General features: G+C 40.5%; 9 protein-coding genes and 2 pseudogenes. 9 read left to right on the top strand and 2 right to left on the bottom strand.

The features are described 5' to 3' along the window. Positions 1-66: 66 nt before the first annotated feature. The 4 genes and pseudogenes from PL9631_RS03035 (at position 67) to PL9631_RS03020 (ending at position 1,951) form a co-directional block, all read left to right on the top strand. Positions 67-915 carry a ThiF family adenylyltransferase gene (locus PL9631_RS03035; RefSeq protein WP_083616821.1) on the top strand — a complete coding sequence of 283 codons (849 nt, stop codon included), beginning with the start codon at positions 67-69 and terminating at the stop codon, positions 913-915. A 48-nt stretch (positions 916-963) separates the two neighbouring features. Continuing rightward, the gene (locus PL9631_RS03030) at positions 964-1,197 is read left to right on the top strand and encodes a DUF433 domain-containing protein (RefSeq protein ID WP_083616819.1); all 234 of its coding nucleotides are present in this window, start codon (positions 964-966) and stop codon (positions 1,195-1,197) included. Positions 1,198-1,323: 126 nt separating this feature from the next. Continuing rightward, the gene (locus PL9631_RS03025) at positions 1,324-1,551 is read left to right on the top strand and encodes a hypothetical protein (RefSeq protein WP_079680004.1); all 228 of its coding nucleotides are present in this window, start codon (positions 1,324-1,326) and stop codon (positions 1,549-1,551) included. After that, positions 1,535-1,951, top strand: a pseudogene (locus PL9631_RS03020) (putative toxin-antitoxin system toxin component, PIN family). Before PL9631_RS03025 ends, PL9631_RS03020 begins: the two are co-directional and overlap by 17 nt. Before the next feature lie 44 nt (positions 1,952-1,995). Here PL9631_RS03020 and PL9631_RS27270 read toward each other — a convergent pair. Both PL9631_RS27270 and PL9631_RS03010 read right to left on the bottom strand, forming a co-directional pair. Continuing rightward, positions 1,996-2,373, bottom strand: a pseudogene (locus PL9631_RS27270) (NACHT C-terminal alpha/beta 1 domain-containing protein); the annotation flags it as partial. An 85-nt stretch (positions 2,374-2,458) separates the two neighbouring features. Further along, complete coding sequence (locus PL9631_RS03010) at positions 2,459-5,755, bottom strand: NACHT domain-containing protein (RefSeq protein WP_231516626.1); 3,297 nt, start codon at positions 5,753-5,755, stop codon at positions 2,459-2,461. A 545-nt stretch (positions 5,756-6,300) separates the two neighbouring features. Between PL9631_RS03010 and PL9631_RS03000 the strand changes: the two genes are divergently transcribed. The 5 genes from PL9631_RS03000 to PL9631_RS02985 all read left to right on the top strand — a co-directional run bounded on the left by PL9631_RS03000 (position 6,301) and on the right by PL9631_RS02985 (position 16,917). Next, positions 6,301-9,756, top strand: coding sequence for a hypothetical protein (locus PL9631_RS03000; RefSeq protein WP_231516625.1), 3,456 nt, complete (start codon positions 6,301-6,303; stop codon positions 9,754-9,756). Continuing rightward, positions 9,753-9,878, top strand: coding sequence for a hypothetical protein (locus tag PL9631_RS26930; protein ID WP_269321678.1), 126 nt, complete (start codon positions 9,753-9,755; stop codon positions 9,876-9,878). Before PL9631_RS03000 ends, PL9631_RS26930 begins: the two co-directional genes overlap by 4 nt. A gap of 843 nt (positions 9,879-10,721) precedes the next feature. Then, entirely contained in the window at positions 10,722-12,968 is a 2,247-nt protein-coding gene (locus PL9631_RS02995; RefSeq protein ID WP_083616813.1) for a hypothetical protein, read from the top strand. A gap of 165 nt (positions 12,969-13,133) precedes the next feature. Then, the gene (locus PL9631_RS02990; RefSeq protein ID WP_231516624.1) at positions 13,134-13,682 is read left to right on the top strand and encodes a hypothetical protein; all 549 of its coding nucleotides are present in this window, start codon (positions 13,134-13,136) and stop codon (positions 13,680-13,682) included. 16 nt (positions 13,683-13,698) lie between these two features. After that, complete coding sequence (locus tag PL9631_RS02985) at positions 13,699-16,917, top strand: hypothetical protein (RefSeq protein ID WP_083616810.1); 3,219 nt, start codon at positions 13,699-13,701, stop codon at positions 16,915-16,917. Positions 16,918-16,920: the final 3 nt, after the last annotated feature.

Here is a 16,920-nt window from a genome sequence, read left to right as displayed (position 1 = left end):
ATTATATTGCAGCACCGTTGTTTAATAACCCGATGCAATTGTAAATTAAAATAGGAGATTTAGCTAATGTTTAATTATGATTATTTGGAAGCTTCGCCACTAATCATCAGACAAGCTGATTCGATTGATTTTTGGTTAATTGGAGCCGGAGGAACGGGTTCTTGGCTATCGTACCATATTGCCCGACTGGCGCGGAGTTTGGGCAAGTCGGGGAAGAAGGTGCAATTGGCGATCGCAGATCCCGATATAGTTGAAGAAGCCAACATCAGCAGGCAGGCTTTCTGTGACAAGGAAATCGGACTACCCAAGGCGCAGGCTCTAGTATTACGATACTCTATAGCTTGGGGAGTGGACGCGACGGCTTTCGTGCAGGAATTTGATCCTAAACTGATCCGAAGAGCTTACGACAAGCTGACCATCCTGGTAGGGTGTGTGGACACGGCTGCCGGGAGATCGGCTATTAACCAGGCCCTTGAGTTAAACCAATACTACAGCCGCTCTGAAATCCCCCGTGTGTGGTATTTGGATTGCGGAAATTATGCCGCAGCCGGACAAATCTTGCTGGGCAGTAGTTTGGAAACTGACCCGGAGTTTTATAATTTTGGGGGACTCGGATGTGCGAGGTTGCCATCTCCGATGCTTCAGGCTCCTGACCTTTTGAAACCAAAACCAGAGGAGTTGACAAATAACCTATCTTGTGATGAGATGGCAATGCTAAACTTGCAGAGCGAGAGTGTAAATGTCCGGGTGGCGGCTGAGGCGGCGGATTATCTGTACCGGATGGCTGCGGGAAATCTCAAGCGGTTTGCGACTTATTTTGATTTGGAGAGTGGGACGGGGCGATCGCTTTATATTACTCAGCAGTCAGTATGGACGGTGTTGAAATCTATCGCCAGTGAAATAACACCATGCTAACCTGATATTAAGCTTCAAAAAAATGTAGCTTTAACAATTGAATTTACTATGAGTTTAACGACTGGCTTGCTAAACCGAATTACCCAAACACCTGGTCAGTGTGGTGGTCGTCCTTGTATTCGAGGGATGCGAATTCGAGTCACCGATATTTTAGAAATGTTGGCTGAAAATGTTAGCGTTACTGAAATTTTAGAAGACTTTCCTGATTTGGAATTAGCAGATATTCAAGCTTGTTTGATCTTTGCTCCGCGACGCACTGATTTCCCTAGACTGACAGCATGAAGATTTGGGTTGATGGGGGGAAAGCCTTTTAACGGTGCATCTAGGGATTTGTCCGTTAGCCATTTGAGGGTGAGGGGTGTACTTTCTGTGGATTTGGAGCATATATTCAAAGGATTAATAAGGACTATGGCAAGCATTACGATTCAAGTTGATGAAGATATTAAGATGGCGTTTGAAGGGGCTACTTCTGAGACTCACAAACAGTTAAGCCACATTGTTCAATTGTTTTTGAGAGGAAATTTACAAAATAAAAGTTTAACTGAAGTTATGGCAGAAATTTCTGATAAGGTACAACAGCGAGGCTTAACGCCAGAAATTTTACAAGAAATTTTGGCGGATGATAATGACGAATAGATTTGTCGTAGATACGAATGTTTTAATCAGTGCTTTACTGTTTAAAAATTCAATCCCATTTCGGGCGATTGAATTGGCAGAAAAGCAAGGAATAATTTTATATTCTGAAGCGACTTTAAATGAATTAGAGCAAGTTTTGAATCGTAAAAAGTTTAACAAGTATCTTTCTTTAGAATACAGATAAGTATTTTTGCTTAAATTTATCAGCGCCTCCGAGTTAGTCTCTATTACAGAAACAATTGCCCTTTGTCGAGATGAAAAAGATAATAAGTTTTTAGAGTTGGCTGTTAGTGGTAATGCCAATATAATTGTTACGGGAGATTTAGATTTATTGGTATTAAATCCTTTTCAAGCAGTAGAAATTGTTACTCCCGATATGTTTATTGATAGATTTAGTTAATTGTAAGTTGATTTAGCGGTAGTTGGGTGGGTTGAGTTTATAGGTTATATTTCTAAAACAGTCCGTTGCAGCCAATTCATAATATTTTGAATCAGGTGCGGGTCTTGGGGTGAGAAGGTGGGAATGGTGGGATGGGGTGAGTCGGTGATAACGCCAATTGTAGCATCAAAGCGAGTGAGAGAATCGAGAAAAGTTTGGCTAAAACCTTGGGGTTTTGCTTCTTCGTAGAAAATGAGGATGGGGTGTTTATCCCAGTCTAGGAGTTGCCAGTAGATTTTGAGTTCGGTGAGGGTGCGCGGTGTGCCTTCTGTGGATTTTGGACAGTGGTGTTTTTTGACGAGTTGCAGGTAGATGTCGGCAGCGGGGTTATCGCGGTTATTGAATTTGCTACCGTCGATGCAGAGGAGTTGCAGGGTTTGGTGGAGGTTGGTTTCGGTGAGTTAGGGTGTTGCTATGGCATGATTAAAAGTAGCTCAGTACCGTGAGGGTTGGTCAATGATGACGTTCTTACTTATGATACCAAGATTTATAAAAATCAGAATAAATCATACTTTGAGAGCAATTCCAAAGTAGTGAGCGACAGGCATCATAGTTTGAACTATCTTTTTGTTCTGTCTCAGATAAATGGACACTTAATTGATAAATAATTTCATACCATTGTTGTTCTTCAAATTTTACTAAAGGTAATTTGTTTAAAATAGTAATTGAAAGGTATGAATTTGATTTAATTACTTTAAGTATATCTTTGACAGTAATTTCATCATAATATTTAATTCTTAGCAAATTTAGCAAATTATTTTTAAAATTGGGATCGTTGTCATTATTTCTCAACAAATGTATTAAAGTTTGTCTAGCAAGTAAATTTTCTGGCTCAATTAAGCCAAGAATTTCTGCTGCTTTCGAGCGTACCCATTCTTGACCATTTCTGTTGATTATTTCAACTAAAACATCAGTAAAAAGTGGATTGTATTTGTCAACTTGCCATAAACACCATACGGCTTCACAAATTTCTTCTTCCCTAAGCAAGTCAGACGAAAAAACGTTAATAAATTCTACTAAAGCATCAATAAAAGTTTGCTTATGTACACTATTTATATTTCTTGAAATATCCCAAGTTATGTTAAACCAGAAATTATCGAATGCTGACGAAAAAGCTTGAAGTACAAAATTGCTACTAATAAGTTCAGATTTTCCAAGTAAACACAAGTACCAAACACCTTCTATAGATGCTGTACTTCCATTACGAGGATCAGACAAAGAAACTAAGTAATCGACAAGCTCATCATTAATAACGGTAGGCAAATATTTACTAATTCTAATTAGGCTAAATACAGCATCCCTACGTATATAAATAGTATCGCCACTCTGGGCAAACCAGACTAACATATCAAACATATCATTAGCGAGTTGATTACGAGGTGCTAATTCTCCTAAAATCTCAGCGAAATGAATAAGATTAAAGCTAGATGTAGGAAATTTGTGACAAATATAATTAATTTCAGAAATGAAATTATCATAAACACGATCTGAATAGTAGAGTCGTTTTTCAGTAACGAATTTAATAATTGTTTTCATTAACCAATCAATGGCTTTAGTACGATCTGTTTCTAGTAGTGTCGCCTTAGCGACCCCTGCCAACAAATCACTCGTACTCCAATCAAAAACTGTGCTTATAATTTCTTGTGTTAATGCACAATCACGATACTCAGATATTCCAGCAGCAGCTAAAAAATAAGCTCTATATTTATAAAATTCTCCACATCCATCATCAAAATTCACCAACTTCTCAATAAACCCTTCCTTCTCCTCATCCGCAACATCCCCACGCCCTAACCACAACAAAATCACCTGCTTCCACTGCGGTTCAAAAATCCGATATTCCTTCCCCTCAACCGGAAAATTAACATGATTACGAGGTAAAAAATAATCCCAATCATCCACCGCCAACGCTGCAAAATACTCCTGAAACGTCGCATGATAAAACACGCAAATCGCCTCTGGAAACCGTTCCACCCGATTCAACCACCCCAATTTCATCACCGCCTGAAAAATCCGCCGACTTCCCAAAACCTTTAACACCCAACTTTCCCGCAACCGTAACCGCAAAAGCTCATCTTTCTGTTCCATCGCCGCCAACGCCAATCGCGCCAAGGCTGTATCAATTGCCTCCCGTTGGTCTAAAATCTCCTTATCCTCTTTCCAGTCATACACCCAATCCACAAACTGCCCGTATAACCCCGCCTGCGTTTCCGGTAAACCGCCCCCCGTCTGCCAAATTTGACACAACATCCACAACCGCAACGGATTTTGAATCAACTCCTTGAGACGGGAATTTTCCGACTCTGCTAACGCCGCCTCTAAACTCTCCCCCGTCGCTGCATCCCGCATCCCCGCAAACCAACGGCGAATATAGTCCGTCACCTGTTCCGGGTTAAACTCCAAATTGCGAAACACATCAAACCCCGAAAAAGCATTCTTATCCGCTTCCCAGACATTCACCCGACAAGTCACCACCACCCGCGCCCCTTGCACCCATCCCCCCAACAGTGCGGAAACATGGCGCGTTTCTACCCTCGATGTCATTTCATCCAACCCATCTAACAATAACCAAATCCGTTCTTTCTGTTGGGTGAGTTCCTCAATAGTGAGGCTTTTACCTGTTTGTTTGAGCCAGATATCTTCAATATATTGGGTAATTGTTGGTTGGGTTAAATCTGCCAAAGATATCCAAATTGGCAACCCCAAATCTTGCTCTAAAATCCAATCGGCAATTTTCTGTAACCGCGTGGTTTTACCCGAACCTGGTTCGCCAATAATGGCAATTTTTCGCCCTTGACTAATTTCGCTTTTCCCTTGTCGCAATACATCCTCAAAAAAGCATTCTTCCGCAATGGGAATAAGTTTTTCTTCTTCCTTTTCTTCTGGCTGATTTCTTGAGGGAAGTTTAGGCGGTTTGCGTTCAACAATCGCTAAAGGAACATAAATCTCATCCAGTTGCGGTGTCACCCCGTTGGCGTTGGTAAAGGGGTTGGTGGTGAGTTGTTTTTGTTGCGCCAGGTTTTGACGACAGATTTCTTGCCAGTCTTCTAACGTCAATGATTTGGGGTTGAGAATATCAATAATTTTTTGCACATTTTGGTCAGTGCGATTAACAACTGAGAGCATATCTGTCATCGTCAAAGCAACTTGCTCTTGTCCAATCCCAATCTCTGTTAAACTGGCATTAATTGCTGGTAAATATTCTAATTCAAAAGCTCTATAGGCACGGTCATTAATTTTTAATTGCTCGACAAAATGAGCGTATATTCTGGAAAATAAATTAGTCTGTATTTGATTTTTGTAATCTGGTGGTATATCAGCAATTCCTTGTAATGCTTGGCTGATTAGTCGGGTTTCTAATTCTTTGAGGCGATCGCCAATCGGTTTACCATGAGACAATAAGAGTTGCTCAATTTCTGCTGTATCTTGCAAAGGAGATGATATCTCTGTCTCGTTTTTGGCATTTTCTACCTGTTTTAACTCGGTTTTCCAGTATTCAATTTTTTGATCTAATTCTGTCGGTAAATAAAGGCGAAATGACTCAATTCTTCCCGCTTTAAACTCTTGGGTAATTTCTAGTAACGCTTGCAAGTAAGCAATCTTAATCGCCTTTTGTAAGTCGTGATTAATGGGCTTTTCCCGATTTTTAAGCCTCTTTAAGAGAACTTTGACATCAAGGGGAGCCGTGACGATGTTGATCATCACGGGCAACAGAATCATGGAAAAAGGATCGATAACCATAATGCCAGAGGTATTGATAGCCATGAAACATTTTAGCATTAAATTGTTACTTAAGGTTAATTTAATATGCGATCGCGCCATCTACCACTTTTGTATTTTCCAGGTTTTACTGTGCATCGGGATGGTTACTATTAACTTTGTTATATTGTGTTTAGATGCGTTGGCGAAAAGAAAGTCATCTTGAACCCAAAACTAAGAACAATATTCGCTATTAGCCAAACATAGAATCTTAAAAGGCGGCTACCACCGCCCACCGAACCCAGTAAAATACCGAACTTTACCGCTTTTTTCCTTACCTTATTGGTAATAAAGGCTATTTCCAGGTTCAAATCTACTTAGACTAATTCCACTAATCTAATCTCCGTTACTTTAAACGAAACCCGACTAACGATGGGGTAGCCGCCTGCCAAGGCATCGCATCAACCTTTAGTCCCATTTCAACCCCCTCAAAAACACTACCAACGGTCAACACCTGACCCAGTTTAAACCTGTTAACGCTTAAATAGTTCCCGCCATACCTTTCCAACAATTCCAACTCTAACCCTTCAACGATTAGGAGAAATCAACTCATGGTCACTACAACTGTTACCGAAGAAGGACTCAAAATTCCTGTCTTTGATGCTGCTTATACTGATGCCAAAGGGCGCAATGTAGGACAGTTTTATAATAACCCAGAAATCCTGCGACACTCAATTCTGCAAGCAATGTTTGAACCAGAGGAACTGCAATCCTTAATGATTGTCAAACTTGACAAATCCAATCCAGATCCTCGCCAACTCCGCGCCAGCATCCATGATCCAGAAGATAGCATCAAACGACGCATGATCTTTCAATCTGGAAACAGTTATTACTTCGGTGATGAAACCCTAGCTAAAAAGATAGGAGACTTATTCATAACCGAAAAAGATACCGCCTGTCGTTATGGTTCTCTTTTAGTCAGCACTTGTATGTCCGGTGTGTCAGAATGTGATACAAATTTACGAGTAAAAATTGTTGATTTCACCGACCCCCAATATGCACAATATCGAACTGGAGATTGTCACGGTGTTATCAGTTCTGAATTACTGAAAAGCATCGGAGGGGAGAAAAATCGAGCCAGTCAATTTCGTTTTGCTTGGCTACGGAGTTGGAATGCAGAAAATTCGGAATCCACGCCTCAAGTGAGCTTTTTAGCAAAAGGAACCCTCCGTCCTGATGATCATTTACTTCACTCATTAGCTGATTCTGAAGGCAATCAACCCCAACTTATTTTAGATCGTTCCAGTATTAAAGGCATCAACAAAAAACAACTCAAAGACCTGATTCCTTGTGGTGATTATGAGTTACCAAAAGCCATCCTGGGTAATCGCAAAAACAGTCAAATTGGCATCACTCAAACAAGCTGGCAATCTACTGGAGTTTGGTTCGATGAAGAAGCTCAAAGACAAGACTTAGTACCCGCCGCTAAAGCCGAATCTCAACGACTCTCAGCCTTGCAACGTGATCCGATGAAATTGCGCCAAGCGATGATTGAAGATCATGACCGACGGGAAACTTTTCTAGCTCGTTTGAACGAAAGAAAAATTCAAGAACAACAGGATAAACTTCCCAGAAATTGTGATGATGAAATGACCGTTGATCATGAAGATAATTCTGAAGAGCAAAAACGGGAAAGACAAGATATTCAGATGCTAAAAGCCGATAAATTAGGATTGATGATCGGAAGCCCTGAATTTACGAATATGGCTCAACGCTGGTTAGCTTCTAAATGGCGAAATCTAGCAACTAGAGGCGCTTTAGCGATGACTTCAGCCATGGCTTTACCTTGTGAAGATTTACCCAGAGGTATTGTTTGTGCCAACCATCTCGAACAAGGAGATTGTATTCAAGGACGATTTCCTATTCTCAATAAAGATGGTTTGAGACAATACCAAAATATCCATGCCAAAAACCTAGAAAATGTTCCTGAAGAAATTCGCACGGTTATGGCAAAAATTAAAGGGGTAATTTGGTTTCATCCTAAAGATTTAGAAAGATTCCACCAAGGGGATTTTGATGGAGATGAACCCTTTGGAATTGAATCTATAAAAATTCCCCATATTGCTCAACAAATCTTACCTGCACAAGAGGGATTATTTGACTTTGGGGAAGTGATTCAAGCTGAGAAAGTTCCTTATACCCAAGCTCGATATCGAGAAGATGACTCCGAAGTTTTAGAAGGTAAAGCCAAAGCAGGCGATCGCAAATTCACCACCCTAGAACAAATTGGTGTAGCCAGTTCTCAAAATGAAGTCGGACTTGTAGCTTTAGCCATTGGTAAAGTTGCGGCTGCACTTCCGAACTCTGGAGAAGATGAAAAGCTATTTCTTAAACAGCAAAAGCGATTTATCTCGGCTTTGAGTATTATGGAACAATACGAAGTTGATTACCAGAAAAATTCCTTACGGGGTAAAGATGCCAAAGAAGTCAAAGCGAAAACAGGTTTAAACCCCGATACTTTACTAGAAAAAGTTGATGAATGGTGCGAAAAACACAAAAGCTGCACTTACTTTTTCCAGTATAAAGGAGATGACCGACTTTATAAACAATTTCCCCTGCCCGCCGATTTTCCTAATGCTGTTTATGTTTTAGCTAAGGAAGCGGTGAACCCCTATTGGGAACAAACGCGACTGGTTTGCCGAAACCGAGATGAATTTCAACATATTCTTCCCCCAATTCCCGCTTATCTTATTGTATCAAAAGAACATCGCAAACAGTTAGATGCAGCAAAGATTGAATACGAAAAAGAAGGCAGTCAATTGCACATTCCTTACCCCTACAAAGATACTTTAATTAACAACAAAATTGAGTATCGTCCTAGCCCAGAAAATGACCTTAATTGGGAAGAAAACGAATTGCAGTGGGCAAAAGATTTAGTGCAACGCTTTCAAGAAGACAAAACGATTATCTACGAACGAACAGGCAATGATATCAAAATGCGAAAGGAGGAAATCGGCAAACTTTATGACAGTTATCGAGTCGAAATTGATGAAATTTGGGATACCCCTGAACGGAAAACCAGAGCCGCTCATGCCCTGTTCCAAGCCACCCACACTTGTGATAACCTCAGCAAACACCGGACAGTCGGTCAAAAGGTAGCCGAGGAACTAGAAATTACTTTTTCCCTCCAGGAAGACTATGAGTTACTCCACGAAGCTTTGCCACGAGATGTCTACGTCCTACAAGTTCCTTTCAAGAAAGTGAAAACTCAAGACGGCCGTAGTATTGACCTTCCTAACCAATGGAAAGATTCACTGGATAGAAAAGGCATTGAATATGAAGCCAGTGCTCATCACGAATTACCCTTAGTTGAATTTGCCTTTAAAGATTTACCCCAGAGCATGGCGGCGAAACTTGATGCTAAATACGGAGATAACTCTAATCACCATATCGATCCTGACGCTTTGAAGGTGACAAATTACTCAGGTAATGAAACCCGATTGCTCATTGTACCTCCGGTCGATTGTCGCTGGATTGAGTCTCACGATAAAGCGGGTCGAGGCGCACTGGTCTATAAACTATTTATGGATGAAATTTGCCATGCGTTGTCCAACTATCAGGTTAACCAAATCGAAGTTGTTAATGTCAAACATCCTGATAACGACTACTCCCAGGAAGATTTCTGCAAGTCTAAATGGAAAGACCGGACTGTGACTCTGCAAGTGGGAACCCTGGACTTACCTCCTACTCACGAGAAATATTACCGATTTCAAGGCACTCCTATTATTCAACTTGACGGGAAAAAATTGGGAACCTTCTCCCCCGATAGTCCAAAGTTGCCCCCTGGAACCACGTTTGAAGCAACGATAACGCTGAATCAAACTGGCAGATCCCTTACCAACAACGACAAGCGCAACTTCCTCCAGATCGCACCCAGCACTTCAAGTTTGGGGACAACCAATGGACAGCTTACGTGCAACCCAACGGGGATTGCTTTGTCAGAAACGAGTCTAAGCGCACCGTGTTTAAAGCCAACGTTCACACCGGAGAGGTTCAAATTCCCTTGACAGAAAAAGCCGCAACTCGTTTCCAAGAAATGATTATGGCGCGAGAGAAAGCGTTGTCCCAACCTCAAACAACTGTCATGTCTACGTCAGAATCAAAACCGAAAGAATTAGAACTGGTTTAGTCGAGAGGGTTGCAGATTTTAAGACGATGCCGCAAGGCGGCGGCTACGCCATCGCACAGGAGTCAATGGAAAATTTTCCATTGGCTCTTGTTACATTTGTAGTATTAAAGCTACAATTTGACTCTTTCTTTCCACACAAGCCCAAAAAACCGCTTGAAACAGGAAGGAAAAAGTAGGAAATAACTGCACTATTTTTCCTCTTATTTCCTTCTGTATTACGTTGTATTATTCAAAATTTGGTATCTTATATAACATTTTGCCGTCTAATCCAAATCACAAAGAGGGAGTTTATGCACTGTTTTCCCTTCTATTTTTCCCGCAGTGGAACAGCAAGCCATGTCAAAATTCCGTACACCAATTTAGTAAGTAAAATTACTCATTTTAGTAGGTTAGGATTTTGATTGTTGATTAATTTCTAAAGTGCTTTAACCCTTTGATTGTTTTGTCCTTGTTGCGATGCCCACAGGCCGTGGCTACGCGATCGCGGAGTCGTTGTTGATTAGCATTGCGATGTCAAGGCGCAGGCGGCTACGCGATCGCATAGACAGACACACATCACCTATCGGTATCGCACCTAGCCAACCTGTGATTAAAGTAGTTATCCACCCACAAAAGCATTAAATATCAGTCTTCAGCCGTCAGGGGGAAGCAGTAGCATCAATTAATCCTCTTAGTGTCTCAACCCAATGGATGATAGCTTTCCTAGTAATAACTTCCAATTTATCTAACTTGTGACTGAATCAAATATAAACCCAAAGAAACAACCTTATTTCAAGCACTATTACCGACAATTAATAACTATTAGAGCCAACAAAAATAATTAGCTGAAATGGAGATTAATAAATGGCTACAAAATCAGCAACTAAGCCTAAAAAGTTTTCCCCACCTAAACGGGATTGGTCTGTTCTAACCGCTACAGATCCCAAGCACGTTAAAAGGCTAGAGCATATTCAAGAAACTTTAGATGCTGCCATTGATGCTATTCAAGAAGAAGGCGGTGTTGAAGATTGGGAGGATTTCAAAAACTTTGTTGAGTCCTTCAATAAACGTCCTGATCGACTCAATGAATCAGGAAATCAAAAAGCCAGTATTAGTGTAGATTTAATCACTGAAGGAAAAAATGATGAAGTTTCTGGCTTTGTTTTCTACCTAACTAAAGATCCCAGTCAAAGAACCAGTGGGGTCTATTTAGTTAAAAATCTCAAACAGGCTGGAGTTGATACGAAAGAAAATAACAATTTCTACACGCCTTCTCATGTCAGCGATTTAATCGATTTAGAAGCTAATGATGAATTAGAAGATGATGACCTTTCAGAAGATTTTGATGATGATTTAACAGATTTAGAAGAAGATGAAGAACTCTCAAAACCCAAGAAAGCTACATCAAAATCAGCTTCTTCTCACCGAAATCGTCAAGAACCACAAAACCTAGAGGAAGATGATTTTGATGAACTACTATCAGAGGATAACGATACTCCTTTGAACACGGGAGCTTTAGGTAAAATCGCTAAGAATCGCACTTCCCAAAAGTCGATGAAAACTCCTGAAACTCAGCAACAAACACCTCAACAGTCAGAAGAACCATATCCACTGCTTGAGTCTTTGGAAGCGTTTCTCAAAGAAAGCCAACACCAAGGTTCAATCATTAATGCTAAATCCAGTGAAATTGATGGGCTAACCGTCACAGGTTTAACCCTTCAAGCGACTTCTTTAATGGGATTATTAGCAGTTAACAGCATCCAAGAACTTATTGATGGAATTACTCAAGCGAAAGAAAACAATCAAGCTAAAAAACTTGAGGAAATTCTGGAGCAAATTCAAACTTTAAATGAACGAACGGAGGAAATTAGCATTCGCGCTCGACAAACTGACGTAATAGCTGATTTAGAAACCTTAGCAGAACGAACTGAAAATCTTTCTGAACGAACTCAAAAGATTAAACCCAATAAAACTTTCCTAAACCAACCAATTAGCTCTAAAGAAGAGAAACAGCAAGTCACCTCCGAGCAAAAAGATCCCATCTTAATTGATGATACTGAAATTAAAGCTGTTGATATTGGAGAGAAAATTGATAAACTCGGAAACCAAATTGATCCGAATTATAAAAGGTCTCCTCCACTCGAAATTAATAAAAATGTCAGCCTTAATCAACAACTTGACCAAATTCAAGATTATTTAGGGAAGTTGTCAGAAAGGTTAGATCGGTTAGAACAAATTGTTGAGGAACTAGAGCAAACCATAAAACCTCAAGTTTCCACTCAATCCCATAGGGAACTTAACTCAACTCTGCCTGTTTCTAACCCTCTAAATTCTTCTGTTCCTTCTCCTTCGGAATCATTGATTGATGACGAACCTGAAGATCTCCTAAGCAAAATTGTGACTCAAAAAAAAGTACAACAGCAACGTGAAGCCGTCGCCGATTGCTTAGTTAATTATGCCATGGCGACGGGACAATCTCCCCCATCTGGAATTCCTTTTGATGGAGGTGGCACACTGTATGTTACTCCTGATCATCACAAAATTCAAGTTTTAGTCACAGGTAGTGATGGACAGGATATCTTCTCAGGGACAAAAGAAGGCGATCGCTGGAAATTTGGGGCCAATCAAGACAAATTAACCCCAGAGGAACGGGAAGCCATCTTTAAATTGCCTCAGACAGAAGCGGAATACGACAAACTGGCAACCGCCCAAGCCCTCGTTGAAACCTTCCAATCTGCCTTTCCCAAGCGATTTAAAGGAGAAACTGAACCCGTATTTTCTTGGAGAGAACCCCGTGAAAGTCAGAATACACCTGGGACTATCAAATACGAGTTTGAAATCCTTGATCTACCTAATGGGTCAAAACAATTAATTGGAACTGACCCACGCCAGAATGATGCTGCTGTATTTGACGCAATTTTAGTATCAGGAAAACCACCCGAAATTCGAGAGTGTCGTATTCCTATTGCTGAAATGGAGCAATTACTCGACTCCTCAGAACAGCCCAGCAAAACTCAATCTTCCTCACAAACTCCTCCAGAACGCAACCGCTCATTCCATGCTCCAAAACCCAAAAATGTGTCTTTGAATGACGACGAATTAGAAGTTTAAATTATCGAACGCAGGAGAAAAACTATGTACAAGAACTCTTTTTACTCCAAATCCTCATCTTCAACCGCTCAATCCATTTTTCATCGCTCTGCAAATCCCTTGAACAAATTAATACGAAAATTCAACCTTAATAAAGCTGACTTACTTTGCATTGCAATTTGTCTGATGGTCACGGTTTATTTAACTTTAGTTCAACCTTTATTCATCAGTGTTTTTAGTTGTGCTGCCTTAATTTTCTTTGGACTGCAAAAAATCCTGCAAACTATCCCCATTCTCGAAAAAGGGTTAGGCAGTAAAATTCGATTTTGGCATTTAGCGGTTGCTGTTATTACAGTGACAACTTTACTTAATAACTTCCAAACCCCAGCCCAAGCTATTTTCTTAAGCGGTCTTGAACAATTTATGACGAATTTAGCAACAGAAGCAGGAGCCGCTGGAGGGGGAACTGCCATTGATGCGACCACGATCGCATTAATTTTTAATGCCATTAGAGGTGTATTCCTTCTCCTGGTTGCCTCTGCCGCATTGTTTGCTTATAACCAAGCCCAACAAGGTAATGATTGGCGTCCGATTGTTACTCAAATTGCTTTAGCCTTCGGGATTGTCATTGCCATTGATGTTATCACTTTTCTATTCGTGGGTAATGGAACAGGCACACCTGCGGCATTTAATCCTAGTTTAGAACTTGGCACAATCTTCACGATTTTACAGTAATTATCAGGAGCCATCTATGACAATACGAGATCCAGAAAAAGACTTTATCCGAGTGAACAAAATCCTGGGAAAACAACCGAGTATTGGGTTTATTCCTGCCAATCAAATTATCCCTTGGTTCTTTCTAACCATTATTTCTTATCTGCTAACAATGGGATTTTTCAGCTTGGGTCTTGGTTGGTTTTTCACCGTCTCACTTTGGTTCATTGTTAGCTGGTGGCTCCTGACTGGAAATCAACCCCATTTGTTTACCGATCAATTCCGAAAACCGCCTGGGGATGAATGGTGCAACGGTGATAGCTTTTATATCTCTCCCTTGCCATCAAGGCATTCTTCCAGAATTGGCAAAAAAGGCAATCATTCACCCCTAAAAATTAAACTAAAACCAAAAATTGTCCCTAATCAATTTGGAGGAAATAGCAGATTTATGCCCTTTCAAAATGAAACTGATATCTGTTGTTTAGTTGAAATCAATAAAGATGGTAGACAAGCATCAGCAATACTGCTTAATCAAGGGTCTAACTATCAACTGGTTTTTGCATTTCGGACTCAAGGATTCCATGACTTACTCTTAAATAGTGAAGTCTCAGGATTTGCAGCATCCCTGGAAGAAGGCATGAGAGAACTGCCTCGGGGCGAAAAAATCACGTTTTGTACAGGTTGTTATAGCGATGACACCCCCAGATGCCAAGAATTAGAACAATTAGCCAATACCACTGACCTTAAAGCAGTGTCTGTACTCACCCGAAATGAGCAACGCCGAATTCAACAATTAACTTATCAAGGAACCCGACAAAATTGGGAACAAATTGCATTTTGTACTTGGACAATTAATGGAGATACACCAACTTCTACAGACTTCCTCGGTAAAGCAATTAATGGTGTTAAATCTTTAGTTGATCAACTGTTAGGAACCTTAACAGGTAACACCAGAATCTACAAAGAACAGTTTTATACTAAGCTGTTGCTCAGTGCCTTTGAAGAAGGATTTCTGCGGTGGGAAATTCTCTTAAATACTAAGATTGGATTAGACATTAATCCTTTGAATACAGTTGAAGTTTGGCAATGGCTTTGGAACCGATTGAACCCAGGTCAAGCTCCTTCTATTCCCCAAGTGATTCGTTTAGAAGAAACTGCAACTGGATATCATCTCAACGAAATTAAAACTACAGAAAAACACATTTGTACAGTTTTAATTGAAGGAATACAAGGTCGTTCTTCTTGTCCTGAGCATCGTCGCAGTAACAACCGTGTTTATTTAACAGGTAAGGGTAAAGAATGTGGTGTATTGACCATGTACGATTCCCCGATGGGTTGGACAAACACAAGGCAACAATTAAAATGGATGTGGCAAATCATGTCTTCAACCTCTGTCCATGATACAGAAGCTTGGGTGGAAATTAGTGTTGGGAATCCTTTGTTAATTCAAGATAACTTAGCTCGGCAAGCAAAAGGTGCAAAAACTGCGAGTATTAGAGCCGTAACGAAAGGACAGGGACGAGATATTGGTGCTGAAATTAAGCAAGAGGAGTCTTTTGATGCCCAACATCGGCTTTATAAAGGGGCGATTCCTTTAAATACAGCCGTTGCCTTTTTAGTATACAGAAATACGGCTGAAGAATTAAACCAAGCTTGCAACGCTCTTTCTAATAGTTTTGGAACTGCTAAAGTGATTCGTGAACGTAATATTGCTTGGGAAATTTGGTTGCAATGCCTTCCCATTACGTTTAAATGGTTGCTTCACAGTGGCTCATGGTTAAGCGAAAGACGTTTAACATTAGATACTGAAACGATAGCCGGAATTCTACCGTTAACGGTTCCCCGTGACATTGATCAAAAAGGAGTTGAATTATTAACTGAACGGGGCGGAAAACCGATTTTTATTGATTTGTTTTACAATCAAATTAGTCGGGCTTTAATTATGGGAGAATCGGGTTCTGGAAAAAGCGTTTTAGGATGGCGATTTGCCACAGAAGCTTTAGCGAATAATATTCCTGTTGTGGGGATGGATATTAGCAGTGGTGGCAACAGCACTTTCAAAACTGCTATTGAACTTTTAGGGAATCAAGGCGCTTATTATGATATCAGCGAAGGGTCAAGTAATTTATTAGAACCTCCTGATTTAAGAAAATTTCCTAAAGCTGAACGAGAACGGCGGATGGAATCTTGGAAAGAATTTATTCGTAAAGCATTAGTGGCGATCGCAATGGGAAAAATCCATAATCCCCACTTAGCACAACGAGTTGATTCTATTCTCTTACGAATGCTTGATTTCTACCTCAAAGATCCAGAAATTGTAGCTCGTTACAATCAAGCATTTGAAAACGGTTGGCAATCTTCTCAATGGCAACAAATGCCAACTTTCCAAGATTTATTGAGATTTTGTAGCAAAGAAAGACTTAATCTCAAATCCTTTGAAGATCTTGACAAATTGGCAATTAATCAAATCCTAAGTCAAGGTAATGCGTTATTAACATCCCGCTTAGGAAAAGCCATTGGTAGGCCTAGTACCTTTTCCCCAGAACCTGCGGTTAAGTTCTTCGCCCTATCGGGTTTATCAAATGAACAAGATGCTTATTTGATGGCGATTAATGCCCATACTGCCTGTATTCGGAATGCGCTTTCTCATCCAAAAAGTTTATTTTTAGGGGATGAATTGAGCGTGTTGTTAAAGAAAGATGGATTTGCATCTGTTGTAGGCGAACTTTGTGCAACGGGGCGAAAAGATGGCATAGCCGTTGTGCTATTAAGCCAAGATTTTGATGCAATTTGTGAGTGTTCAGCAGGTGCTCAAATTATGCAAAATATGGTCTACAAAATTACTGGAAGAATCACGAATACAGGCGTTGTCGCGGCTCAAAAGTATCTTGGTTATGACCCCCGACTCATCAGCCCAAATGCAACAGAAGCCTTCTTACCCAGAGTTTCTGATCTCTATTCCTGTTGGTTAGTTGAAAAAGGAGGTCGGTTTTGGCGAACTCGATTTTATCCGGCGGAGATGATGCTGGCTTCTGTTGCTAATAACTTACAGGAAAAAGAAGCTCGCGATCGCCTTTTCGCTCAGTACCCATCCACTCTCAAAGGGCGACTCCAAGCTTTAAAACAATTCACTCAAGACTATGTTGCAGCCCTCAAAGATGGAAAAGGTTTTGACTCCATCGGACGGAGTGACTCTGAAAAAGCTTCATCTACACCGGACACTACCCCTTCCAAAACACTTGTCACCTATCCATAGGTA

Source organism: Planktothrix paucivesiculata PCC 9631 (assembly GCF_900009265.2).
Taxonomy (GTDB): domain Bacteria; phylum Cyanobacteriota; class Cyanobacteriia; order Cyanobacteriales; family Microcoleaceae; genus Planktothrix; species Planktothrix paucivesiculata.
This window is presented reverse-complemented; position numbering and strand designations above follow the sequence as displayed.